The organism is Burkholderia sp. COPS, from assembly GCF_019425585.1.
Taxonomy (GTDB): Bacteria; Pseudomonadota; Gammaproteobacteria; order Burkholderiales; family Burkholderiaceae; genus Burkholderia; species Burkholderia cepacia.
Window position 1 is genome coordinate 11,333 of the sequence record NZ_WIXR01000025.1, and the last position, 23,375, is coordinate 34,707.

General features: G+C 67.6%; 20 protein-coding genes and 1 pseudogene. 16 read left to right on the top strand and 5 right to left on the bottom strand.

From position 1 onward, the window contains the following. Positions 1-22 precede the first annotated feature (22 nt). The 3 genes from FOZ70_RS22780 to FOZ70_RS22790 are packed head-to-tail and all read left to right on the top strand — an operon-like array spanning position 23 to position 3,461. Positions 23-1,834, top strand: a complete 1,812-nt coding sequence (locus FOZ70_RS22780) for an ABC transporter permease (protein ID WP_219706850.1) — start codon at positions 23-25, stop codon at positions 1,832-1,834. An 11-nt stretch (positions 1,835-1,845) separates the two neighbouring features. Beyond that, the gene (locus FOZ70_RS22785; RefSeq protein WP_060160108.1) at positions 1,846-2,703 is read left to right on the top strand and encodes an ABC transporter ATP-binding protein; all 858 of its coding nucleotides are present in this window, start codon (positions 1,846-1,848) and stop codon (positions 2,701-2,703) included. Then, entirely contained in the window at positions 2,700-3,461 is a 762-nt protein-coding gene (locus tag FOZ70_RS22790) for an ABC transporter ATP-binding protein (RefSeq protein ID WP_124625306.1), read from the top strand. Before FOZ70_RS22785 ends, FOZ70_RS22790 begins: the two co-directional genes overlap by 4 nt. A 57-nt stretch (positions 3,462-3,518) precedes the next feature. Here FOZ70_RS22790 and FOZ70_RS22795 read toward each other — a convergent pair whose 3' ends face one another. Next, a complete protein-coding gene (locus FOZ70_RS22795) occupies positions 3,519-4,139 on the bottom strand; it encodes a TetR family transcriptional regulator (RefSeq protein WP_021158387.1) in 621 nt (206 codons plus the stop codon). Positions 4,140-4,508: 369 nt separating this feature from the next. On the opposite strand from FOZ70_RS22795, the gene FOZ70_RS22800 reads away from it, so the two are divergent. From FOZ70_RS22800 to FOZ70_RS22835, 8 genes are all read left to right on the top strand, one after another. Then, positions 4,509-6,566 (top strand): glycoside hydrolase family 3 C-terminal domain-containing protein, encoded by a 2,058-nt coding sequence (locus FOZ70_RS22800; protein ID WP_258025703.1) that lies wholly within the window; start codon positions 4,509-4,511, stop codon positions 6,564-6,566. 32 nt (positions 6,567-6,598) lie between these two features. After that, a complete protein-coding gene (locus tag FOZ70_RS22805; protein WP_048020360.1) occupies positions 6,599-7,846 on the top strand; it encodes an MFS transporter in 1,248 nt (415 codons plus the stop codon). A gap of 31 nt (positions 7,847-7,877) precedes the next feature. Then, entirely contained in the window at positions 7,878-9,365 is a 1,488-nt protein-coding gene (locus FOZ70_RS22810) for a sulfatase-like hydrolase/transferase (protein WP_219706782.1), read from the top strand. 160 nt (positions 9,366-9,525) lie between these two features. Next, on the top strand, positions 9,526-10,563 hold the full coding sequence (locus FOZ70_RS22815) for a porin (protein ID WP_219706784.1): 1,038 nt from the start codon (positions 9,526-9,528) through the stop codon (positions 10,561-10,563). Between the two features lie 108 nt (positions 10,564-10,671). Beyond that, on the top strand, positions 10,672-11,031 hold the full coding sequence (locus FOZ70_RS22820) for a BON domain-containing protein (RefSeq protein ID WP_219706785.1): 360 nt from the start codon (positions 10,672-10,674) through the stop codon (positions 11,029-11,031). Between the two features lie 128 nt (positions 11,032-11,159). Next, positions 11,160-12,785 carry a sulfatase gene (locus FOZ70_RS22825; RefSeq protein WP_219706787.1) on the top strand — a complete coding sequence of 542 codons (1,626 nt, stop codon included), beginning with the start codon at positions 11,160-11,162 and terminating at the stop codon, positions 12,783-12,785. 75 nt (positions 12,786-12,860) lie between these two features. Continuing rightward, a complete protein-coding gene (locus tag FOZ70_RS22830; protein WP_165589145.1) occupies positions 12,861-13,832 on the top strand; it encodes a formylglycine-generating enzyme family protein in 972 nt (323 codons plus the stop codon). A gap of 287 nt (positions 13,833-14,119) precedes the next feature. Then, positions 14,120-14,572 (top strand): hypothetical protein, encoded by a 453-nt coding sequence (locus FOZ70_RS22835; RefSeq protein ID WP_059494607.1) that lies wholly within the window; start codon positions 14,120-14,122, stop codon positions 14,570-14,572. 51 nt (positions 14,573-14,623) lie between these two features. On the opposite strand, the gene FOZ70_RS22840 is transcribed toward FOZ70_RS22835, so the two are convergent. After that, the gene (locus FOZ70_RS22840; protein ID WP_219706790.1) at positions 14,624-16,045 is read right to left on the bottom strand and encodes a sensor histidine kinase; all 1,422 of its coding nucleotides are present in this window, start codon (positions 16,043-16,045) and stop codon (positions 14,624-14,626) included. Beyond that, a complete protein-coding gene (locus tag FOZ70_RS22845; protein WP_059709845.1) occupies positions 16,032-16,697 on the bottom strand; it encodes a response regulator transcription factor in 666 nt (221 codons plus the stop codon). The genes FOZ70_RS22840 and FOZ70_RS22845 overlap by 14 nt, the downstream gene beginning before the upstream one ends. A 238-nt stretch (positions 16,698-16,935) precedes the next feature. On the opposite strand from FOZ70_RS22845, the gene FOZ70_RS22850 reads away from it, so the two are divergent. From FOZ70_RS22850 to FOZ70_RS22865, 4 genes and pseudogenes are all read left to right on the top strand, one after another. Further along, positions 16,936-17,952, top strand: coding sequence for an ABC transporter substrate-binding protein (locus FOZ70_RS22850; protein ID WP_027790810.1), 1,017 nt, complete (start codon positions 16,936-16,938; stop codon positions 17,950-17,952). 111 nt (positions 17,953-18,063) lie between these two features. Next, positions 18,064-19,374 (top strand): MFS transporter, encoded by a 1,311-nt coding sequence (locus FOZ70_RS22855; RefSeq protein ID WP_219706792.1) that lies wholly within the window; start codon positions 18,064-18,066, stop codon positions 19,372-19,374. Between the two features lie 117 nt (positions 19,375-19,491). Then, on the top strand, positions 19,492-19,767 hold the full coding sequence (locus FOZ70_RS22860) for a YlcI/YnfO family protein (RefSeq protein WP_219706794.1): 276 nt from the start codon (positions 19,492-19,494) through the stop codon (positions 19,765-19,767). Further along, a pseudogene (locus FOZ70_RS22865) lies at positions 19,764-20,064 on the top strand (type II toxin-antitoxin system RelE/ParE family toxin). Before FOZ70_RS22860 ends, FOZ70_RS22865 begins: the two are co-directional and overlap by 4 nt. A 47-nt stretch (positions 20,065-20,111) precedes the next feature. Here FOZ70_RS22865 and FOZ70_RS22870 read toward each other — a convergent pair. Then, complete coding sequence (locus FOZ70_RS22870) at positions 20,112-21,905, bottom strand: sensor histidine kinase (protein ID WP_219706796.1); 1,794 nt, start codon at positions 21,903-21,905, stop codon at positions 20,112-20,114. After that, on the bottom strand, positions 21,902-22,546 hold the full coding sequence (locus tag FOZ70_RS22875; protein ID WP_042974036.1) for a response regulator transcription factor: 645 nt from the start codon (positions 22,544-22,546) through the stop codon (positions 21,902-21,904). Before FOZ70_RS22875 ends, FOZ70_RS22870 begins: the two co-directional genes overlap by 4 nt. A gap of 343 nt (positions 22,547-22,889) precedes the next feature. Here FOZ70_RS22875 and FOZ70_RS22880 point away from each other — a divergent pair, with 343 nt between their 5' ends. Further along, positions 22,890-23,342 carry a hypothetical protein gene (locus FOZ70_RS22880; RefSeq protein ID WP_059484700.1) on the top strand — a complete coding sequence of 151 codons (453 nt, stop codon included), beginning with the start codon at positions 22,890-22,892 and terminating at the stop codon, positions 23,340-23,342. Positions 23,343-23,375: the final 33 nt, after the last annotated feature.

The window sequence follows — 23,375 nt, forward strand, 5'->3', positions numbered from 1 at the left end:
TGCACGTGACGGACGCATCGTGATGGCTTCCTGGCTCGACTACACGCTCAACGGCCTCATCGTCGGCAACATCTACGCGCTGCTCGCGGTTGGGCTCGCGTTGATCTTCGGCGTGTCGCACCTGATCAACTTCGCGCATGGCTCGGTGTACATGGTCGGCGCATTCATCGGCTGGCTGTGCCTGACGCGCTTCGGGCTGCCGCTGCCGGTCGCGCTCGCGGCGGTCGTCGTCGGCTGCGGCGCGCTCGGCGTCGCGATCGAGCGGATCGGGCTGCGGCCGCTGCGCCACGCGGCGCGCATCGCGCCGCTGCTCGCGACGATCGGCATCAGCTTCATCCTCGACCAGCTCGCGCAGCTCGCCTTCGGCGCGGACCCGCGTGCGGTGCCGACGCCGCTGCCCGACTGGCATCTGCGCATTGCCGGCGCGACGCTCGGCTCGCTCGACCTGCTGATCGCGGGCATCGGCATCGCGGCGGCCGCGTTGCTGTACGGCTTCCTGCGCTTCACGCGGCTCGGCTGGGCCGTGCGCGCGACCGCGCAGGATCGCGACGCGGCGCTGCAGATGGGCGTCGACGTCGACCGCGTGAACCAGACCGTGTTCGCGATCGCGTGCGCGCTCGGCGGCGTGAGCGGGCTGCTGGTCGGCATGTACTACAACAGCATCGACCCGGCGATGGGTTTCCAGGCGACGCTGAAAGGCGTGGTCGCGCTGCTGATCGGCGGGCTCGGCAACGTGCCGGGCGCGATCGCCGGCAGCCTGCTGCTCGGCCTCGTCGAGAGCTACGGCGTCGCGCTGTTCGGCACGAGCTACCGCGACTTGTTTGCGTTCGGACTGCTGATCGTGTTCCTCGTGTGGCGGCCGAACGGCCTGTTCAGCGGGACCCGCGCGCTGCCGCCCGAGCCGATGACGGGCACCTTCCTCGCGGCCGCGAAGGCGGTGCGCGTGCCGCGTCCGGTGCTCGTCGCGCTGATTGCATTGGCCGCCGTGCTGCCGTGGCTCGGCGCGTCGCCATACGTGCTGCAGACGCTGACCAACGCGTGGCTGTACGGGCTGCTCGCGCTGAGCCTCACGCTCGTCGCGGGCACGGTCGGGCAGATCTCGCTCGGCCACGCGGCGCTGCTCGTGATCGGTGCGTATGCGTCGGCGCTGCTGTCGTCGGATCTCGACTGGTCGCCGGCCGTGACGATTCCGTGCGCGGGTGTCATCACGGCCGTGCTCGGCACGCTGCTCGTCTATCCGGCGTTTCGCTTGCGCGGGCACTACGTGTCGATCGCGACGCTCGGCATCGGCGAAGTGGTGAGCCTCGTGATCCTGAACTGGGATGGCCTCACGCGCGGCCCGCTCGGCATCACCGGCATCGCGCCGCTGCCGTGGGCGAGCACCGCACGCGCCGCGTACTGGTTCACGTTCGCGGTGCTCGTCGCGTTCGCACTCGTGCAGGTGCGGCTGCTGCGCTCGCATCTGGGCCGCACGCTGCGCGCGGTGCGCGAGGACGACGTCGCCGCGCGCGCACACGGCATTGCGCCGAACCGCTACAAGGCGATCGCATTCGCGGTAGGCGGCGTCGCGGCCGGCGTGAGCGGCGGCATTGCCGCGCACCTGTACAGCTACATCAATCACCAGACCTTCGATTCGCAGGTGTCGATCCTCGCGCTGACGATGGTGATCCTCGGCGGGCTCGGCAACGTGCTCGGCGGCATCGTCGGCGCGATCGCGCTGATCGGGCTGCCGGAGCTGTTCCGCTGGGCGGCCGATTACCGGATGCTGATCTACGGCCTCGTGCTGCTGCTGCTCGTCCGGTTCCGGCCGCAGGGCCTGCTCGGCACGGTGTGAGGAGGAACGCGATGACCACCAATCGACCCTTGCTCGACGTGCAGGGCCTGACGCGGCGCTTCGACGGCGTGACCGCGCTCGACGGTGCGAGCCTGACACTCGCCGACGGCGAGCTGCTGAGCGTGATCGGCCCGAACGGGGCGGGCAAGTCGACGCTGTTCAACCTGATCGCGGGCGCCGACCGGCCTGACGCCGGCCGTGTGACGTTCGACGGCCGCGACATCACGGGCACGGCGCCCGAGCGCCTCGCGGCGCTCGGCATCGCACGCACGTTCCAGCACGGCCGCGTGTTCGGCAACCTGAGCGTGCTCGACAACGTGCTGATCGGCGCGCATGCGCGGCTGCGTGCGGCGCGGCCGGGCTGGCCCGCGCTCGGCGCGGCGGCCGAGGTGTGGCGCGCACTCGTGCGGCCCGCGTCGGTGCGACGCGAGGAAGCGGCGCTGCGCGACGAGGCGCGCGACATCATCGCCGGGTTCGGCGAACGGCTTACGCCGCGCATCGATCATCCGGCGCACAGCCTGTCGTATGCGAACCGGCGGCGCGTGGAGATCGGCCGCGCGCTCGCGCTGCATCCGCGCCTGCTGCTGCTCGACGAACCGACGGCCGGGATGAACGAGACGGAGACGGCCGAGATGCTGCAACTGATCCAGTCGCTGAAGGCGCGCGGCCTGACGATCCTGCTGATCGAGCACAAGCTCGAACTCGTGATGCGCGTGTCCGACCGCGTGATGGTGCTCGACAACGGCGTGAAGATTGCCGAAGGCGCGCCGCGTGACGTGCGGCACGATCCGCACGTGATCGAGGCATACCTCGGCCGCCGCCATGCGGGCGGTGCCGACGCGGTACACACCACGCAGGCGGCCGCATGACCGCGCTTGCTTCCGAATCCGACACGACCATGACCGATGCGCTGCTGAAACTCGAACACCTCGACACGTTCTACGGGCCCGTGCAGGTGCATTTCGACGTGAACTTCGAAGTCGGTCGCGGCCAGATCGTCAGCCTGCTTGGCGGCAACGCGAGCGGCAAGTCGACCACGATGAAGCTGATTCTCGGGTTGATGCGGCCGAAGCGCGGCATCGTGCGCTTCGACGGCGACGACGTGACGGCGCTCGCGACGCCGCAGCGCGTGCGGCGCGGGATCGCGGCCGTGCCCGAGGCGCGGCGGCTGTTCGGCGACATGAGCGTGCGCGAGAACCTGCTGATGGGCGCGTACACGCGCGGCGACCGCACGGCGGTGGCGGAGGACTACGCACGCGTGCTCGACCTGTTTCCCCGCGTGCGCGAGCGGCTGACGCAGCGGGCGGGCACGCTGTCGGGCGGCGAGCAGCAGATGCTGGCGATGGCGCGCGCGCTGATGGCGCGGCCGAAGCTGATCTGCATGGATGAACCGACGATGGGGTTGTCTCCGCTTTACGTCGACAAGGTGCTCGAACTGATCGATGCGATCAACAAGCAGGGCGTGACCGTGTTCATGGTCGAACAGAACGCGAGCCTCGCGCTGGAGATCGCGCATTACGGGTACGTGCTGCAGACCGGGCGCGTCGTGCTCGAAGGCCCGGCGAGGGCGCTGCTCGACGACGAGCGGATCAGGGACGCGTATCTCGGCGGCGAGGTCGCGGCCTGATCGCGCGATCAGGGCCGGGGGCGCGGCGGTGCATGGCCCGCCCGCACACCCGCCGCGTCAACGGAAGATGAACGCGACGACCGCGTCGCAATGCGCATCGATCGCTTTCTCGTCGAGCGCGTCGATGCCGTGTGCGTAGCGCATTTCCGCGGTCAGCAGGTACGGCACCTGCGCGATCGCGGTAATCATGTACAGCAGCACGACCGGGTCGATCCGCGCGAGCCCGTCGGTCGTTTCGCTGACGTAGCGCACCAGCGGCACCGAGCGATCATGGCGCGGCCGCACGAAGGTTTCCGCCATCCACTTCAGGCGTTCCGAATCGCGATTGGCCTCCTGCATCATCAGCCGCGCGTGCTCGGGGTGCGCCGCGCAATAGCGCACGTAGTTGCGGATGTACTGCTTGACGGCGTCGATCGAGAACGTGTCCGACGCCGGGTCCGGCAACGCGACGCCTTCCATGAACCGGTCGAACAGCTGCGTCACGCTGGCGCGCCACAGGTTCTCCTTGTTGCCGAAGTAGTAGCGGATCATCGCGTGGTTGACGCCTGCCGCGTCCGCGATGTCGCGCAGGCTGACCGCGTCGAAACCGCGGGTCGAGAACTGTTCGAGCGCGATCCCCAGAATGTCCGAACGGGTCTGCTCGCTGCGTTCCTGCTGTGCCTGCCTTGCAATCTGCATCTGTCCTGTCCTTGATCGAATCCCCGGATTGTGCCGTCCGCGCGGATCGGCCGCAACGGGCCGTCCCGACCCGCCGCCGCGCGCCGGGGCGACCTCCTGGCCCGCCCGGGTCGGGGAAAACCCCGTCGTCCTTGCCGCCTTTACCCGCTTGACACTCACGCTCAAAACAATAATTATCCACTCGGATAATTATTTGGCGGAAACAGTTCGGCTGACGGTGCAAGCGTGGTGTCGGCCGGTCCCATTCATACGAAGTAACGCGTGATGACATCCTCGACTCGAATGCAGACCCCCATCGAATCCCCGGCCGCCGAGAGCATGGCGCCGGCGGATTGTCCCGACGCCCGTGCGCGGGAGACCGAAGCCCGCATGACCGACGACGAGCGGTTTTCGCTGCTCTACAGCCTGATGGTGCGCGTGTTCGGCCGCACCGGCCGCGAGCCGCGCGTACCGGCCGACCTGCCCGTCATCGCCGGCTACGTCCCCGGCGTGCCGCGCCTCGGCGTGCCGGCGCTGAAGCTGGCCGACGCCAGCCTCGGCCTGCGCCATACCGAAACCACGGACGAGCGCGCGACCGCGTTCCCGGCCGGGCTGGCGCTCGGCGCGACCTTCGATCCGGCGCTGGCGCGCACGATGGGCGCGGCGATCGGCAAGGAAGCGCGCGCACGCGGCTTCAACGTGGCGCTGGGCGGCGGTATCAATCTGGTGCGCGACGTGCGCAACGGCCGTAATTTCGAATACGTATCGGAGGATCCGCTGCTGTCCGGGCGGATCGGCGGCTGCGTGGTGGCCGGCACGCAGCGCGAGGGCGTGATCGCGCTGCTCAAGCACGTGTCGCTCAATGCGAGCGAGACCAACAAGTTCTTCCTGAACGCCGTGATCGATCCGGATGCGCATCGCGAGAGCGACCTGCTCGCGTTCCAGATCGCGATCGAGGCAGGCGATCCCGGCGCGCTGATGACCGCGTACAACCGGGTCAACGGCGAGTACACGAGCGGCAACCGGCATCTGATGCAGGACGTCGTCAAGGACGCGATGGGCTTCAAGGGCTGGATCATGTCGGACTGGCGCGCGGTGTACGGCTGGGAGTCCGCGCTCGCGGGCCTCGACCAGCATTCGGGCGCGCAGCTCGACGAGGCCGAGTGGTTCAACGAGCCGCTGCGGCGCGCGTACGACGAAGGCAAGGTGCCGCCAGCGCGCATCGGCGAGATGGTGACGCGCATCCTGCGTTCCTGTTACGCGGTCGGCATCGATCGCGAACGCGCGCCGGAGCCGGTCGATTTCGCCGCGCACGACGCGATCGCGCTGCAGATCGCCCGCGAGGGCATCGTGCTGCTGAAGAACGAACGCGAGGTGCTGCCGCTCGCGCAAACGGCGCGGCGCATCGCGGTGATCGGCGGTTTCGCGCAGGCGGGCGTGCTGTCCGGGTCGGGCTCCAGCCAGGTGATGCCGCACGGCGGTTATACGGCGGTCGTGCCGATGCGCAGCCATCCGCTGCTCGGGCCGACCGCGATGTGCATCGGCGGTGCGTCGCCGCTCGCGGCGTTGCGTGCGCAACGGCCGGACGCGATCGTCGAATACGACAGCGGCGCGCACGTCGCGGACGCGGTCGCGCTCGCGCGCCGCGCCGACGTCGTGATCGTCAATGCCATCCGTCACGAAGGCGAGCGTTTCGATTGTCCGGACATGACGCTGCCGTTTGGCCAGGATGCGCTGATCGACGCGCTGGCGCGCGCGAACGCCAATACGGTCGTCGTGCTGCAGACCGGCAACCCGGTCGCGATGCCGTGGAGCGGCGAAGTCGCCGCGATCGTGCAGGCGTGGTATCCGGGGCAGGCGGGCGGGCAGGCGATCGCCGAGATCCTGACGGGCCGCGTCAATCCGTCGGGCCGGCTGCCGGTCACGTTCCCGGCCGATGTCGCGGATACGCCGCATCCGGCGCTGCCGGGTGCCGATGTCGAACTCGGCACGCCGATCGACGTGCACTACCACGAGGGCGCGGAGGTCGGTTATCGCTGGTTCGCGAAGACGGGGCGGTCGCCGCGTTTCGGCTTCGGTTTCGGGTTGAGCTATACGCGATTCGCGTACGACGACCTGCGGCTCGAAGGCGGCGACACGGTCACGGCGCGTTTCACGGTGACCAACACGGGCACGCGCGACGGCGACGACGTGCCGCAGCTCTACCTGACGGATGCATGCGGCGAGTCGCGCATGCGGCTGCTCGGTTTCGAGCGCGTGACGCTGCGCGCGGGCGAATCCGTCCGTGTGTCGCTGAAGGTCGATCCGCGCCTGCTGGCCAGGTTCGACGGACAGGCCGGACAGTGGCGGATCGACGGTGGCACGTATCGCATCGCGCTGGCGCATGCGGCGACCGATCACGCGATCGTCGGGGCGGTGCAGCTCGACGGGCGGGCGTTCGGGCGGTGAGCGGACGGCGGCGGACGATGAATGGAGAGGTTATGGACGAATTGATGGTTGTATCGGCCCGCAAAACGGGCAACCGGTATCTCGGCGTGACGTTGACGGTCGCCTTCGTCGGCGTCTGGCTGGCGATGTTGCCGTATCCGATGGTGATCCTGCCGATGCTGGCCGAACGAATCTCGCCGACCGACAAGGCAGCCGTGCTGGCGCGGGCACTCGGCATCGGCTCGTTCATCGGCCTGATCGCGCAGCCGATCTTCGGTGTGCTGAGCGATCACACGCGCTCGCGCTGGGGCATGCGCAAGCCGTGGATCCTGGGCGGCATGCTGGGCGGCCTCGGTGCGATGGCCGTCATGGCGACCGCCCGCACGCCCGCGCAGCTCGCGCTCGGATGGGGGCTGATGGCGTTGACCTTCAATTCGACCTTGAGCGGTCTCAACGCGGTGCTGCCGGATCAGGTCCGGTCCGAAAAGCTCGGCGTCTATTCGTCGCTCGTCGGATTCACGCCGCCGATCGGTGTGTTGCTGGGCGTCGGGATCGCGAGGCAACTGGCGCCCGACCTCGTTTCGATCGCGCTGGTACAGGGGGCGATCGCGCTGGTGGCGATTGTCTGCTTCGTCATGCTGACCAACGACCGGAAGCTGGATGCCGGCCACGTGAAACCGCTGCAGTGGCGGCAACTGGCGGCGAGTTTCTGGACCAATCCGGTCAGGCATCCCGACTTCGCGATCGCGTGGCTGTCGCGCGCGCTGGTGCTGTTCGGCGTGAGCAGCCTGCAGTACTACCTGCTGTTCTATCTGCGCGACCGGATCGGCCTGTCGACGAAAGAGACGCCGCACGCGATGTTCCTGTGCCTGCTGGTGGCCACGACGGCCATGACGGCCAGCGCACTGGTGTTCGGTCGGCTGTCGGATCGGCTGCGGCGCCGCAAGGTCTTCGTGATCGGGGCCGGCATCGGTATGGCGCTCGGATTTCCGGTGCTCCTGTTCTGCACGACGTTCCCGCAATTGCTGGTCGTGATCGCGTGGATCGGCGTGGCGCAGGGCGCGTATCTGGCCGTCGACCTCGCGCTGGTCACCGAAGTGCTGCCCGACCGCAATGCCGCGGCAAAGGACATGGGTGTGTTCCATCTCGCGAACGTCGTGCCGCAGTTGTCCCTGTCCCTTCTCGCCACCTGGCTGACGGGGCCGGGCGGTGCGATCCGCTTCGACGCGCTGTTCATCGCGGCAAGTTGCGCGGTGTTGCTCGGCGGGATCGTCATCGCCGCGATCAGGTCGGTTCGTTGACCTCGACGCGTATTTTTCCAACGGATATTTCATGACCACGAAGCCCAATTTCGTCATCATCGTCGCGGACCAGTTGCGTGCCGACTGCGTTCACGCGGTCCATTCCGCGACGCCCGTCCTCACGCCGAACCTCGACCGGCTCGCCGCCGGCGGCGTCGCATTCACGCAGGCATTCGGACAACACAGCGTCTGTTCACCGTCGCGCGTGTCGTTCCTGTCGGGACAGTATCCGCACGTGGCCGGCCATCGCACGCTCGGTTACCTGCTGGGGCCGGACGAGCCGAATTTCCTGCGCGTCTTCAAGGAAAACGGCTATCACGTCGCGATGGCAGGCGGTCGCGGCGACTCGTTCGCGCCCGGCGCGACCGAGCGTTCGGCGCACGAGTATGGCTTCCTGCCGGAGGAGACGCGGCGAAGCGCGGCGGAATTCCTGCAGAGCAAGACAAAGGGAGATCCAACCGACCCGATGGTGCGCGCGTTCTTTCGGGGGGAGCGTTCGAAGGAGCAGGCCGCGATCGAATACGACGAAGTGGTGATCCGCACGGCGGAGCATTGGCTTGCCGCTCCGCCTCGCGAGCCGTGGGTGCTGTATGTCCCGCTGTTCGCGCCGCATCCGCCGTTCGAAGCGGAGGAGCCGTGGTTCTCGATGTACGACCGCGCCGCGGTGCCCGAGCGTGCCGTCGGCAGTGGCCGGATGCCGGCGTATGTCGATGCGCTGTCCAGCGCGCATGGATGGGACCAGCTGACCGATGCGCAATGGCGGGAACTGCGCGCCGTGTACTACGGCATGGTGTCGAGACTCGATCATCATGTCGGCCGCGTGATGGACGCGGCTGCCCGGGCCACGGAGCCGGGGCGCCTGATCACCACGTTCTTTTCGGATCACGGTGAATACCTCGGGGATTTCGGGCTCGCCGAGAAGTGGCCGTCGGGCGTGCACGAATGCCTGTTGCGCAATCCGCTGATCGTATCGGGCGCGTCCGGGCCTGAGGTGGCCGGCACGACCTCGAGCGCGATGGTCGAGATGATCGACGTGTTTCCCACGCTGCTCGAGCTGGCGGGGCTGGAAGCGACGCATGCGCACTACGGGAAGAGCTTCGCACGCTGCCTTCGGGCGGCCGGAGAGACGCATCGTGAGCAGGTGTTCAGCGAGGGCGGCTTCCTGACCCGGGAAGTCGACCATTTCGAGCAGGCCGGCTTTCCGTACGACATCAAGGCGAAGCTGCAAAGCGGGCAACCGGAAACCGTGGGCAAGGCCGCGGTCATCCGGACGCCGGAATGGACGTACGTGTGGCGTCTCTACGAGGCGCCCGAGCTGTATCGACGCACGACCGATCCGAGCGAGACGACGAACCTGGCCGGCCAGCCGGAGTATGCCGACATCGAGGCCGGGCTGCTGGAGCGCCTGTTGCGCTGGCAAGTCGAGACGGCTGACGTCCTGCCCGCCGCGAAAGGCTCCCGTTTCCCGCCGGTCGATTTGCCGCGACCCGGCGAGTGGAGTGCGCAGGAAGATCGATAGGCAATAACCGGGCGCGAAGGCGGTACGTTCACTACGCATTCGCGCCCGGCTCGCACAAGGCTCGGAGAAGCCAGGCGAGATGTAGTCCGGTGGAACGTGCAATTTAATAAGGATGATTAATTATTGGAGGAGCGGTGCGGTGAGGAGACTGACATTAGGCATGGTTGCGCTGGTGATTGCCGGAAGCGCACACGCGCAGTCGAGCGTGACGCTGTTCGGCACGCTCGGCGGCGGTGTTCGATGGACCGATGGCGGGAAGGGCGGGCAACAGGTTGGCTTCGACAACAATCCGATTGCGGGTAATACCCTCGGTTTCACGGGCAAGGAGGACCTGGGCGGCGGAGTGAGAGCCGTGTTCCTGCTGCAGAGCGGTTTCAATCTGGGCACCGGTGCGTTGAAATCGTCGAGTACGCTTTTCTCGCAGCGGGCGTACGTCGGGCTGGAGGGGGGATTCGGCCGGCTGACGCTCGGGCGCCAGCTGAACGCCGCCGAAGATATCGGCGTTCAACTCGATCCGAACCAGGCCAATGGCTCGACGCTTGCGATGACGCCCGGCATTGTCTGGGGCGGCAATTTCTTTACGCTCGATGCCCGCTTCAACAACACGGTCAAATACGTCGGCCGACTCGGCGGGTTTGCGCTGAGAGCAAGCTATTCGCCGGGCGGCGTGGCCGGCGACTGGCACACGGGTACGAATCTGTCCGTCGGCGCCAGTTATCAGTTCCGCTCGCTGCTGCTGGCGGCCGCGTACCAGAAGACCTACAGCGCCACCACCAACCAGTGGGCGAAAACCGCGATGGGCGGCGCGACGTGGCAACTCGGGCCGACGCGGCTGTACCTGAGCTACAGCACGCTGGCGGTTTCCGCGGCGAGCGCGGCCGGCAGCGAGCGGCGCGACAACATTCCCGGGGTCGGCATCGTCTACCAGATCACGCCGACGTTGCAGTTCACCGGCGCCACCTATTACGACATGGCCAGCAACCTGAAAAACGTTGCCGGGGCGGATGGCCGGAAGATGACCTCGTACGCGATGCTCGAATATTTCCTGTCGAAACGGTCGGAACTCTATGTGGAGTTCGACCGGAACGGCTTCTCGGGGGCCTACAAGAAGGATCCGACGAACGTGTCGGCACTGAACCTGCGTCCCGACGGGCGCACGGTGAGCGGTGTATCGATCGGCGTCATGACGCAGTTCTAGAGATATTGCCCATGGCGTCGCGGCGCATGAAGCGGCGCGATGCCAGGGCATCACGGGAGAAACGACATGCAGGTTGGTAGAACGGGATGCCGCCACGTTGCGGCAGCGATGATCGCATTGAGTGCGCTGAGCGCGGCGGCTCAGGAATCGCAGGGTGGAGCGGCATCGACGCCGGACGCGGTATCGGCGGTATCGGCGGTAGCGGCAGCGTCGGCGTCGGGCAGCGAGTCGCGCAAGGCGACGAAGGCGGCCGATCGCAAGTTGCGCAAGCAGGTGGCAGGCGTGCTGGCGCGAACGAAGCGTCTCGATGCGAGCCGTCTGCTCATCTTCGCGAAGTCCGGCGTCGTCACGCTGTCCGGCGAGGTGGCCGATGCCGAGCAGGCAGCGCTGGCCGTGTCGGCCGCGCAGCGCGTGCCGGGTGTCGGCGAGGTACGCAATCGGCTGCGCATCAGTCCGCAGACCCGGTAAGACGGGCACCCTTTGAATCATCGCGTGCGTTGCATCGGGCATGGCTGCGCGACCGTTCCGGCGGCGAAACGCGCGTGAACGAGGCAGCCACGGACAACGCATCAAACGTAGAGTGAATTGAACCGATCATGAAAGCCATACTCGTGATGTACGACAGCCTGAATCGGCACATGCTGCCGCCGTACGGCAACACCTGGGTCCACGCGCCGAATTTTCAGCGGCTCGCCGACCGCAGCGCGACTTTCGACAACTGCTATGTCGGCAGCATGGCCTGCATCCCGGCGCGCAGGGAACTGCATACCGGGCGCTACAACTTTCTGCATCGCAGCTGGGGGCCGCTGGAGCCGTTCGACGATTCGATGCCGGCCATGCTCCGCAAGAAAGGCATTCATGCCCATCTGGCGAGCGATCATCCGCATTACTGGGAAGATGGCGGCGCGACCTATCACACGCGATACAGCAGCTGGGAATTTTTCCGGGGGCAGGAGGGTGACCCATGGAAGGCGGAGCTCGGGCCGCCTCCGATGCCGGCCCGGCTCAAGGGCGCGTTGAAGGAGAGCGCCGCGCGGCAGGATTTCGTGAACCGCCAGTATTACCCGACCGAGGATCTTCATCCGCAAACGCTGACCTTCGATGCGGGCGAAGCGTTCCTGAGAAAAAATCACGACAAGGATTCGTGGTTCCTGCAGATCGAGACATTCGATCCGCACGAGCCGTTCGCCAGCTATCCGAAGTATCGCGACCTTTACCCGGGTGATCGAGGCGACGCGCACTTCGACTGGCCGCCCTACGGCCCCGTCTCCGCCGGCGAGACGGACGGCGACATGCGTACCGCGCAAGCCGGGTACGCCGCGCTCGTGTCCATGTGCGACCGTTCCCTCGGGCGGGTTCTCGACCTGATGGACGAGCTCGACCTGTGGCGCGACACGATGCTGATCGTGTGCACCGACCACGGGTACATGCTCGGCGAACACGGATGGTGGGCGAAGACGGTCCAGCCGTGGTTCAACGAACTCGCCAACACACCGCTGTTCATCTGGGATCCGCGCTGCCGTCGGGCAGGCGTGCGGCGCCAGTCGCTCGTTCAGATGATCGATATCGCGCCGACGCTGCTCGATTTCTTCGGCCTGGAGCCCGCGCCGGACATGCAGGGCGGCGCGCTCGGGAAAACGATCGACGAAGACGTTCCCGTTCGCGAGGCCGCGCTGTTCGGCATGCATGGCGAACAGGTCAACGTGACCGACGGTCGTTACGTGTACATGCGCTCGGGCGCCGACCCGGACCGTAACGAACCGCTGTACGAATACACGTTGATGCCGACCCACATGCGGGAGATGTTCGGTGTCGATGAACTGCAGGATATCGAACTGTCGGAACCCTTTTCGTTTACGAAGGGCGTGCGGACGATGAAGATCGCGAGCCGGCCGATCGGGTATGCGTACCGGTCGGGGACGCTGCTGTTCGACCTGCATGACGATCCGAAACAGGAGCGGCCGCTGTACGACGAGTCGGTCGAACTGCGGATGGCCGGACTCATGCGTGACCTGATGCGGGCCAACGATGCGCCGCAGGAGCAATACACGCGGCTCGGGCTGCCGTCCACCGGCGCGATCGAGCCCGCACAGCTCCTGGCCCGCAGCCACGCGGATCGCGCCGAACGGTTGCGTGCGCATCTGGCCGTCCAGGCACGGGCGATGCGTGCCGAGATCGAGCGCAAGCGCGCAGCGCAGGCCGGGGCGACGTCGGGTGATTGACGTGCGATGCAATCCGGGTTTTGACATGCGGTGGCCGGCAGATTCGGAGAAACGGTGGTCCGGCGAGGAGGAAAATTGAACAACGACAAGCATCGATCGTGCTGTCCCGGCGCGGGAAAGCGCCAGCAACTGTCCGCCGTTTCGGCGCATGCGTGCGCGTCGGGCATCCACAGCACGGGCGCCGGCGTGCCGTCGAACCGGGACATCGTCTGGTTCGAGGCAGGCAAGAGCTGGGTCGGCACCGATACGCCCGTCATCAAGGCGGACGGCGAGGGGCCACGGCGGCGCGTTACGCTGCGCGCGTTCGGGATGGATCGTTATGCCGTCTCGAATGCGCGGTTCGCGGAGTTCGTCGCCGCGACCGGGTATCGCACGGAAGCCGAGCGCATCGGCTGGAGCTACGTGTTTCGATCGTCCGCCGTTTCCGCGAACCATCTGGTGGGCACCGCGGACGCGCCGTGGTGGCTGGCGATCGACGGCGCGAACTGGGCGGCGCCGGAGGGGCCCGGTTCGTCGCTTGGCGGGCGCGAGCAGCATCCGGTCGTGCATGTTTCGTGGAACGATGCGTGCGCCTTCGCGGCGTGGTGCGGCGGCCGGCTGCCGACCGAGGCCGAGTGGGAGCATGCGGCAAGAGGCGGCGCGCAGGCGCGCCGGTATCCGTGGGGCGATGAGGAGCCGTCCGACGAGATGCAGTGCTGCAATATCTGGCACGGCGTGTTTCCCCATCTGAACACGTCGCCGGACGGGTATGCCGGCACGGTTCGGGTCGATGCGTTTTCGCCGAATCCCGCCGGGTTGTACAACTGCAGCGGCAACGTGTGGGAATGGTGCGCCGATCCGTTCCTGACGCAGTCGTTGTCGAGCGCGGGAAAGGCCCGGAACCGTCAGGCGCTCGCGGAGCGGGAGCACACGCTGAAAGGCGGTTCGTATCTGTGTCATCGCGACTACTGTTATCGCTACCGCATCGCCGCCCGGACAGGCCGGCCGCGGGATACGTCGACCGGACACACGGGCTTCCGGATTGCGTACGATGCCGCGCACGAATGACTGGCGGCGTGCCGGCGGAGCGGCCGGGCGTTCTTGAATGGCCCGGCGGCCTGCATGCCGCAACGGTGGCGAATCGATCCTGGCATGCCGGCCATGTTCCCGTTCGATGCGATGTCGAACCGTGCCGATGGCGCGGCGATGCACGGAAAGCCGGTGCGGTTTGCCGGGCCTCGTCGCGTGACGTGGCTCCCGCGCCGTTCCGTCAGGCCTGCGAAAAATAATGATCGGTGGCGGCATTCAAGGTAGATTGACGTTTTCGCGATCGCGAACGCCACGGAGTGCCGCGCATGTTGACCTATTCCGTCCAGAAAGTCGGCTACGACTTCGATCAGCTGGATCCGCAAGGCGCGACGGACTACGCGTCGTTCATGCACGCGTTCGACGCGTTCCCGTGGGTCGCGCAGCATGCGCAGTGGGACGACACGCAGACGGGCCCGTTGCCTGCCCTCGTGCTGCAGCATGCCGACGATCAGCGGGAGTTGTGGGTGACCGCGCTGAGCGATGCACATGCGACGGGCTTCCAGTTGTTCGCCGTTTCGATGCGGATGAAGAAGGGGCTGTTCGGCCTCGGAAAGGGCAAGCTGGAGCGGAACGTCGACACGATCGACGTCGAATCGCGCGCGGATGTCGACACGTTGTGCCGGCTGTTTTGCGACCGCCGGTACGACGAACTCGACCGGCTGGCGGCGCGGCACGCGGAGCGCAGCGCGACGGCGTCTGGCGACGACGGCGACGATTGATCGCTGTCGCGCATCCGCATCAGGTGCCGCCGCATGCACGATGCCGGCGGTCTAATTCTCTTTCGTACCAGCCACCGCCGCGCGCGGAAACGTCAGCACGACCGCGAACCCGCCCGCGTCGGGAAACGCGAATCCGACGCGCCCGCCGTGCGCCTTCATCACTTCCTGCACGATCGCGAGCCCGAGGCCCGACCCGGTGCGCCGCTCGCTGCCGTCCGGCGCGATCCGCACGAACGGCTGCAATGCGGCGTCCCAGTGCTCGCGCGGGATGCCGCAGCCGTTGTCGGTGACGGTCAGCGTGATCGTGCCGTCGGGGTGACCGGCGGTTGCGACCGATACGACGATGTCGTCCGCGTGACCATGCAGCAACGCGTTGTGCAGTACGTTCGACAGCGCTTCCTGCAGGCTGATCGCGTCGCCGTCGATCCACGCCAGCGGCGCATCGCTCGCGAACGCCACGGCCACATCGCGCTCGCCCGCGAGCGGAATCGTGCGGCCGAGCACGTCCTTCGCGAGCGCGACGAGTTCGACCGGTTGCAGCGGCACGGCTTCGGTGCGATGGATCACCATCGCGTGATTGAGCAACTGGCCGGTGAGGCGACCGACGTCCGCGCTGGTCGCGCGCAGCGCGTCGAGGCGTGCCGCGTGGCGCGCGGGATCGGATTCGCCGTCGAGCAGTTCGATCTGCGCGTCGAGCCGCGCGAGCGGCGTGCGCATCTGGTGCGCGGCGTCGGCGATGAAGCGCTGCATCGCGTTGATGCGTTCGGCCAGGCGGTGTATCAATCCGTTGATCGACCCGATGATCGCGTCGATCTCGCTCGGCGTGTCGAAGGCCACCGGCCGCAGGTCGGCCGGATCGCGCGCGGCGATGATCGTGCCGATCTGCGCGAGCGGGCGCAGCCCGCGCCGGATCGCGAGGCCGCTCGCGCCGATCGCGAGCACGCTCATCAGCAGGATCAGCGTCCATACCTTGAGGCTCATGTCGTTGGTGAGCTGCTGGCGTGCGTTGGTTGTCTGCGCAACGGTCACGAGCGCCCAGCCCGGCGTGCTTTCCTCGGGCATGTAGCGCGCAATCGTTGCCGTGCGGATCCGGTGCCCCTGGTACAGGCCGTTCGCGAACGCCGGACCCTGTTTCGCGGCGGCGAGCGTCGCGGGGCTCGCGAGATCGCCGTAGCCGGCCACGACGATGCCGCGCGAATCGACGACCTTGTAGTAGACGAGGTCGTAGCGCGACAGCGTCGACAGCGCGGCCACCGGCGGATTCAGCGCGAGCACGCCGCCCTGCACGTAGAGGTTTTCCGCGACCTGGATCGAGGCGCCGGCAAGCAACTGGTCGTACGCGCGTTCGGCCGCGACGCCCGCGTAGTAGCGCGCGATCGCCGCGAGCGCGAGCGCGCCGGACGCGACGACGAGCGCGATGAACAGCAGCGTGCGCCCGAACAGCGTCTTCGGGAACCAGTCAATGCGCGGCAATCTGATACCCCATTCCGCGTGCGGTGCGGATCTCGACCGAGCTGCCCTGCAGCTTCTTGCGCACGCGCGTCACGTATTGCTCGACCGCATTCGCAGTCGGCTCGTTGCCGAAGCTGAACAGCTGGTTCAGCAGTTCGTCCTTCGAGAAGATGCGTTGCGGGCGGCTCGCGAGGATTTCGAGCAGCGCGAATTCCTGGCGCGACAGCGACAGCGGCTGGCCGTCGAGTTCCGCCAGGCGGCTGCTGCGGTCGATCACGAGGCCGCCGAGCGTCAGCACGTCGTTCGCGTGGCCGCTGTTGCGGCGCAGCAGCGCCTGCACGCGCGCGTCGAGTTCGCGGTAATCGAACGGCTTCACCAGGTAGTCGTCGGCGCCGAGGCCGAGGCCGCTCACGCGGTCGTCGATCGCCGAGCGTGCGGTGACGAGCAGCACGGGTGTCGTGCTGCCCGACGCGCGCAGGTTGCGCAGCACGGTGAAGCCGTCCATGCCGGGCAGGTTCGCGTCGAGCACGACGAGGTCGAAGCGCTCGACGCGCAGCAGCCCGTTCGCGGTTGCGCCGTCGGTCTCGAGATCGACGGCATGGCCGAGCCGCGCCAGGCGGCTGCGGATCGCCGCGCCGATTTCGGCATCGTCCTCCACGACGAGAATGCGCATGGTGCCGTTTCGCAGATGAGTGGGTTAGGGGTTTTCCCGGGGCTGGGATGTCAGCATTTTCTCAGACTCGGTCGATAACCTGTGTCGAGCCGGATGCAGCACGCAAGGACGGCATTAATACCAGAAATATTCAAGGAGACGGCAACATGCAGCATGTCACGGGCACGACGAACGCGCGACGCAGCGCGACGCGGGCTTTCGCGTGGCCGTTTGCTGTCCGTCGCACGGCGGCCCGCGCATGACGACGTCGCCGCGCCGCCGCGCATTGATCGCCGCCGGCATCGGCATGCTGGCCGCGCCGCCGCTCGTGCGCGCGAAGCCGCGCACCGTCCGGATCTCGAAAGGCTTCGGGGTGCTGTACCTGCCGCTGCTCGTGATGGAGAAGCAGCGGCTGTTCGAGCGGCACGCGGCGCGCCACGGCGTGCGCGACGTCGCGGTCGACTGGGTGCTGCTCGACGGCGGCAATTCCGTCAACGACGCGATGATGGCCGGCACGCTCGATTTCGCGGGCGCCGGCGCACCGGGTTTCATCGAGCTGTGGGCACGGGCGCGCGGCATTCCGAACGTCGAGGTGATCGGCATCAGCGGGCTGTCCACCACGTCGCTGTCGCTGAACGCGAACCGCGCGGGCCTCGTGTCGCTGCGCGACTTCACGCCGTCCGACCGGATCGCGGTGCCCGGCATCCGCACGTCGCTGTCGGCGGTCGTGCTGCAGATGGTCGCGAGCCGGCAGCTCGGCGCGAAGCATTTCGCGCAGCTCGATTCGATCACCGTGAACCTGCCGCATCCGCAGGCGATGCAGGCGCTGATCCGGCGCGAGAACGGCGTGACCGCGCACTTCACGTCGCCGCCGTTCTCGACGCTCGAGCTGCGGCAGCCGGGCATTCACCGCGTCGTGAATTCGGTCGACGTGCTCGGCCCGCTGACGCTCGACGTCGTATTCGCGCCGAAGCGGCTCGTCGATACGGACCCCGCGCTGGCCGTCGCGTTTCTCGGCGCGCTCGACGAAGCGAACCGCCTGATCGCGCAGGACCCGCGCGCGGCGGCCGCGCTGTATGCGGCGTCGTCGGGCGTCGGCGTGTCGCACGACGACGTGATGCGGATGCTCGCCGCGCCCGACACACGTTTCTCGGTACTGCCGAACCAGCTGATGGACTACGTCGAATTCCTGTACCTGGCCGGCACGATCAAGGCGAAGCCGCGCGCATGGCACGAGATGTTCGCGCCGATGCTCGACGACTACCGGTCGCGCTGATGGCGCCGCTTCCTTTCCCCGACATGCCCCGCACCCGCGCGATCGTCGCGCGCGGCGCCGATTCAAACGACATGCAACCGCTATGCAACCGATTCACGCAAGGAGCCTGAAGTGAATGCTACCGACACCCTGGACCCCGCGTCCGCCGAAGAACAGCGCATCATGTCGAAGATGGCGCGGCGCCTGCTGCCCATCCTCGTCGTGATGTTCCTGATCGCGTTCATCGACCGGCAGAACGTCGGCTTCGCGAAACTGCAGATGGTGCACAGCCTCGGGATGACGGAAGCCGCGTTCGGGCTCGCGTCGTCGCTGTTCTTCATCGGCTACCTGCTGTTCGAGGTGCCGAGCACGCTCGCGCTGCATCGCTACGGCGCGCGCGTGTGGCTCGCGCGGATCATGCTGACGTGGGGGCTGATCACGGTGCTGATGGGCTTCACGACGTCGATGCCCGCGTTCTGCGCGCTGCGCTTCGTGCTCGGCATCGCCGAGGCCGGCTTCTATCCGGGCGTGATCTATTACCTGACGTTGTGGTTTCCGCAGAGCTATCGCGCGAAGGTGCTCGGCATCTTCACGCTCGGCAGTGCGCTCGCGAACATGCTCGGCTCGCTGGTCGGCGGCGTGTTGCTGAGCCTGAACGGCGTGTGGGGGCTCGCGGGCTGGCAGTGGGTATTCGTGGCGACGGGCATCCCGGCGGTGATCGTCGCGATCGTCGTGTTCCGCGTGCTGCCCGCGTCGGTGCGCGACGCCCGTTTCCTGAACGACCGCGAGAAGCAGGTCGTCGAGGCCGCGCTCGAACGCGAGAAACCCGCGCAGGCCGAGCACGGCCAGCCGTGGAAAGCGCTGCTCGACCCGCGCGTGATGCTGTTCGCGGCGACCTACATGCTGATGTCGACGTCGCTGTACGGCGTGACGTACTGGCTGCCGACGCTCGTGAAATCGTTCGGCGTGTCGAGCACGACGAACGGCTTCCTGAGCATGCTGCCGTGGGCGCTTGCCGTGCTGCTGCTGGTGTGGCTGCCGGGGAAACTGCGCCGTGCGAAGAGCATCCTGCGCACGATCGCGATCGTCGCGGCGCTTGGCGCGTTCGGCTTCCTGCTGAGCCTCGTGCTGCCGTCGACGCCGCTGCGCTTCATCGCGCTGGTGCTCGGCGGCGCATGCATCCCGCTGCTGTATCCGTGCTTCTGGTCGATGCCGCCGCGCTACTTCACCGGCGCGCGGGCGGCGGCGAGCGTCGCGGCGATCAACTCGATCGGCAACCTCGGCGGCTTCTTCAGCCAGAACCTGATGCCGTTTGCCGGCAAGGTCACGGGCACCGCGTTCGGGCCGATGATCGTGCCGATCGTGTGCCTCGCGCTGCTCGGAATCGGCGCGCTGGTCGCGTGGACCCGCTCGGAGCGGGGGATGGTGGCGGTGCGGGCGTGAGGCACGCGGCGCGGCCGGATTGTGGTCCCGGACACGTTGGTCAGGCCAAATGGCCGACTGCACGCGTAAAGGAGGGGGGGCTACCATGGATTACATATGTAATCCATGGAGTGTGCGATGAAAACCACGACCATGCCGGCGCTGCGTGTCGATCCGCAATTGCGGGAGGCGGCAGAGTCGGTTCTTGAGGAAAACGAGACGTTGTCTGCGTTCATGGAGTCGGCGCTTCGCGATGGTATCGCGCGTCGTCGCCTGCGGCGCGAGTTTGTCACCCGCGGCCTTGCATCGCGCGACGAGGCACGCCGTACCGGCGAATACGTCGATGCCGCCGACGTGCAGGCCGAACTCGAGGGCATGCTGAACGCTGCGAGAGCAGCGACGGCGGCTGATTGATCTATCGGGTCCGATATACACGTGCGGCCCGTGGGGATCTGGCACGGATGCATCGATACCAGCTCGAACGTGATACCGATGCAGCGGCAGCGGGCTGCGGACGCGATCGAACAAGGTATCGCCATGCTCCGAATGTTTCCGTTCACATGCCGCAAGATCGACGATGGGAGTCCGTTTCCGCGTGAGCTGATCGTGTCTTTCGGCAAGTCGGGCCATGTCCTGCTGTTCGAGATTGAAGCGGCCGAGCAAGTCACGATTCCAGCCGTGCGACATCAACGGGAAGACGACTACCACTGACGCATGATCGACGCGGCAGCCGGCATTCGCCGACATTGCCGCCGCGATCAGCGATCAATCCTCGAACCCCCATTCCCGCCATGCGCTACCGCAGCAGGCGCAGGCGACAGCGGAATCTCCACCTCGACCGTCGTGCCCTCGCCGAGGGTCGTCGCGATCCGCAGCGTGCCGCCAACGAGATACGCACGCTCGCGTAACCCGACCAGCCCGAACGATCCCGACTTGCGCGGCACGCCGGGATCGAATCCCGCGCCGTCGTCGCGAATCGTCAGCTCGATCGCCTGGTTCGCCTGTACGAGCGCGACGTTCGCATGCGATGCGGCCGCGTGCCGTGCGACGTTCGCGAGCGCTTCCTGGGCGATGCGGAACACCGCCGTCGCGTAAGGCTCGTCGAGTTGCAGTTCGGGCGGGTCGACATGCAGCGCACAGTCGATGCCGTGACGGTGCCGGAAATCCTCCACGAGCCATTGCATCGCGGCGGCGAAACCGAGATCGTCGAGCATCAGCGGGCGCAGGTCCGACGCGATGCGGCGCGTCGCGGCCACCGCGCCGCGCGCCAGCGTGTGCATCGCCGCGATCTTGCGCGCCAGCAGCGCGTCGTCCTGCGGCACGCGATCGATCAGCCATTCCAGATCGTTCTTCAGCGTCGCGAGTGTCTGCGCGAGTTCGTCGTGCAGCTCACGCGCGATGCGGCGTTGCTCGGCTTCGCGTGCGCTCGCGCTGATCGCGGCGATCTCGCGCAGCTCCTCGCGCGACGCCTGCAGCGCACGCTCGGCGCGCACGCGTTCCTCGACTTCGCGCCGCAGGTCGCGGTTCGACGCGCTCAGTTGCGCGGTGCGTGCGGCAACGCGCTGTTCGAGCCGTTCGTTCGCGTCGTTCAGCTGCGCGCTCTTCTGCACGACGAGCAGATGCTGGTAGCGCGCGCCGGCCAGCGCGCGCACCGTCTGCGCATGCAGCCGGCCGTTTTCGAACAGCATCGCGAACAGCACGACGCCGGACGCGACCAGACCGTACGCGCGCCCCGCGTAGAAGCCGAGATCGTAGCGCCCGTGATTCAGCATCGCCGACAGCGCGATGTCGAACAGCCACGCGACGAGCACCGTCATCACCCACAGGTCGAGCACGGAATGCCGCCGCCGCTGCCACATCAGCATCAGCGCCACCAGGTTCAGCCCCCAGACGATCGTGATCGCGTTCGTCATCGTCGCGGCCATCCGGTTGCCGTTCATGATGCGCGGCAGCAGGTCGTGGCCGACCGTCGCGAGCAGCGCGAGCGCGGCCGTCGCACCGAGCGCGGCCGCGATGCACAGCACCACGGGAATCGCCGCGCGGCGTTGCGGAGCCGGGATCGGGCCCGCGGCACGCGATGCTGCACGCAGCAGCGCGTACGCGGCGACCGCCAGCGGGAAGCCGCCGTGCCAGAACAGGTAGAGCCAGGCGGTGGTCTGGTCGCCGGCGCCGAGCAGGCCGGTCGGCGCGAACAGCCCGGGAAAGGTCAGCATGTGGGTGCCGGCCATGAAACCCGTGAACAGGTAGCCGCCCGCGAGCACGAGCAGCGGCTTCTCGCGCAGGATCGCGTACTGGCCGAGCAGCAGGCCGGCCGTCACCATGTCGTTGACGACGATCGCCGACTGGTACACGGGGATGAACGCCCAGCCCGGCGCAAGCGGCCTGCCCGCGAATGGCGCAAGCGCGGCGAAGATCACGGCGGAGACGAGCACGGTCGCGAGCGCGAGCCGCCGTTCGCGCCGGCCCGGCGGCAGCGACGACATGAACAGGCGCGACGCGTCGGAGGTGTCGTCGTCCGGGGGCGAGGGCGGAAGGTGGAAGGCGGCCGTCATGCGTCGCCGCCGGGGTCGAGGTCGTGGCGCACCGCGTAGCGGACCAGCGCGGCTTCGTGCGGCAGTTCCATCTTCTCGAGGATCCGTGTCTTGTACGTGCTGACCGTCTTTGCGCTGAGCGCGAGTTCGGTCGCGATCTGCGTGACGGTCTGGCCGGCGACGATGCGGCGCATCACGTCGAGCTCGCGCGCGGACAGCCGTTCGTGCGGCAGTGCCGCGGCCGGCGCGCGCAGCGTGAGCGCGAGGCTTTCGGCCGCCGACGGGCTCACGTAGACGCCGCCCGCCGCGACCTTGCCGACCGCCTCCACGAGCTCGGCGGTCGCGCTGTCCTTCGTCAGGTAGCCGGTTGCGCCGGCCTTGAACGCGCGCGCCGCGTATTGCGCCTCCGCGTGCATCGTCAGCACGAGCATGCGCAGCGACGGCGCGTGGTGCTTCACCAGCCGGATCAGCTCGATGCCGGTCGGCGCGGGCATCGACAGATCGAGCAGCAGCACGTCGGCGGCGCCGCGCTCGACCAGCGCGAGCGTGGCCGAGCCGTCGCTCGCCTCGCCGACGATTTCGAAACCGCCGGCCGTTTCCAGGATGTGACGCAGTCCGTCCCGCATGACTGCGTGATCGTCAGCCAGAATTACCCTGATCATCTAGCGATCCTCTTCGGGATGACGCCGCGCCCTGCTGTCCGGTGGTCGCCGCGGCCGTTCTTCTGATCAATATATTCCGCCGAATCCGAAAACGGTACACATCCGGGAAATTTTCGAGACAGGTTTTCGATGAATGTGTACTGAAACGAAATAATTTCCGGGAAAACGTACGCGGCGGGGCGGTCGCGAATCAGGGTATTCCCGGACGATCGCGGCGGCGGGCACCGGGCGGCTTGCGGGTCGCAAGCCGCCCCGCGAACCGCCCCGCAAGCCGCCCCGCGAACCGTCCGGATTCGGGACTAAACTGGTGCCCGATGCCACGACACCAACGAGGAGCCCCGTGATGATCGATCTTGCCGATATCCTGCCGTCCGCACTGCCTGCCGCCGTCGCGTGGGCCGAAGCGGAGGCGGCGCGCGGGATCGCGCAGGGTGCGCCGCTGACGCCGGCGCAGGCCGACGACGCGCGCGCGGTGGGCGTCGCGCAGCCGGAGCGGATCCGCTTGGTGATCGTCGAGCGCATGCCGTTTCCGGAGACGCCGACGCTCGCCGCGATCGCCCGCGACACGGGCCTGTTGTCGCCGGGGACGATCGGGCTCACGCTCGGTCATGCGGTGTACGTGCTGCGCGGACAGGACACGCGCCGCCTGCTGACCCACGAATTCCGCCACGTGCATCAGTACGAGGCCGCCGGATCGATCGGCGCGTTTCTCGCGCGCTATCTGCAGGAGATCGCGACGGTCGGCTACCACGACGCGCCGCTCGAGGCCGACGCGCGGCAGCACGAATTCGATTGATTCGCCAAGCCGGCGCGACCGCGCGCACCGCCC

Coding starts and splice junctions, on each gene's coding strand:
- FOZ70_RS22825 (WP_219706787.1), top strand. CDS start 11,160: ATGAAAGCCATACTCGTGATGTACGACAGCCTGAATCGGCACATGCTG.
- FOZ70_RS22795 (WP_021158387.1), bottom strand. CDS start 4,139: ATGCAGATTGCAAGGCAGGCACAGCAGGAACGCAGCGAGCAGACCCGT.
- FOZ70_RS22835 (WP_059494607.1), top strand. CDS start 14,120: ATGTTGACCTATTCCGTCCAGAAAGTCGGCTACGACTTCGATCAGCTG.
- FOZ70_RS22805 (WP_048020360.1), top strand. CDS start 6,599: ATGGACGAATTGATGGTTGTATCGGCCCGCAAAACGGGCAACCGGTAT.
- FOZ70_RS22800 (WP_258025703.1), top strand. CDS start 4,509: ATGACCGACGACGAGCGGTTTTCGCTGCTCTACAGCCTGATGGTGCGC.
- FOZ70_RS22870 (WP_219706796.1), bottom strand. CDS start 21,905: ATGACGGCCGCCTTCCACCTTCCGCCCTCGCCCCCGGACGACGACACC.
- FOZ70_RS22815 (WP_219706784.1), top strand. CDS start 9,526: ATGGTTGCGCTGGTGATTGCCGGAAGCGCACACGCGCAGTCGAGCGTG.
- FOZ70_RS22860 (WP_219706794.1), top strand. CDS start 19,492: ATGAAAACCACGACCATGCCGGCGCTGCGTGTCGATCCGCAATTGCGG.
- FOZ70_RS22820 (WP_219706785.1), top strand. CDS start 10,672: ATGATCGCATTGAGTGCGCTGAGCGCGGCGGCTCAGGAATCGCAGGGT.
- FOZ70_RS22810 (WP_219706782.1), top strand. CDS start 7,878: ATGACCACGAAGCCCAATTTCGTCATCATCGTCGCGGACCAGTTGCGT.
- FOZ70_RS22785 (WP_060160108.1), top strand. CDS start 1,846: ATGACCACCAATCGACCCTTGCTCGACGTGCAGGGCCTGACGCGGCGC.
- FOZ70_RS22780 (WP_219706850.1), top strand. CDS start 23: ATGGCTTCCTGGCTCGACTACACGCTCAACGGCCTCATCGTCGGCAAC.
- FOZ70_RS22880 (WP_059484700.1), top strand. CDS start 22,890: ATGATCGATCTTGCCGATATCCTGCCGTCCGCACTGCCTGCCGCCGTC.
- FOZ70_RS22875 (WP_042974036.1), bottom strand. CDS start 22,546: ATGATCAGGGTAATTCTGGCTGACGATCACGCAGTCATGCGGGACGGA.
- FOZ70_RS22845 (WP_059709845.1), bottom strand. CDS start 16,697: ATGCGCATTCTCGTCGTGGAGGACGATGCCGAAATCGGCGCGGCGATC.
- FOZ70_RS22850 (WP_027790810.1), top strand. CDS start 16,936: ATGACGACGTCGCCGCGCCGCCGCGCATTGATCGCCGCCGGCATCGGC.
- FOZ70_RS22790 (WP_124625306.1), top strand. CDS start 2,700: ATGACCGCGCTTGCTTCCGAATCCGACACGACCATGACCGATGCGCTG.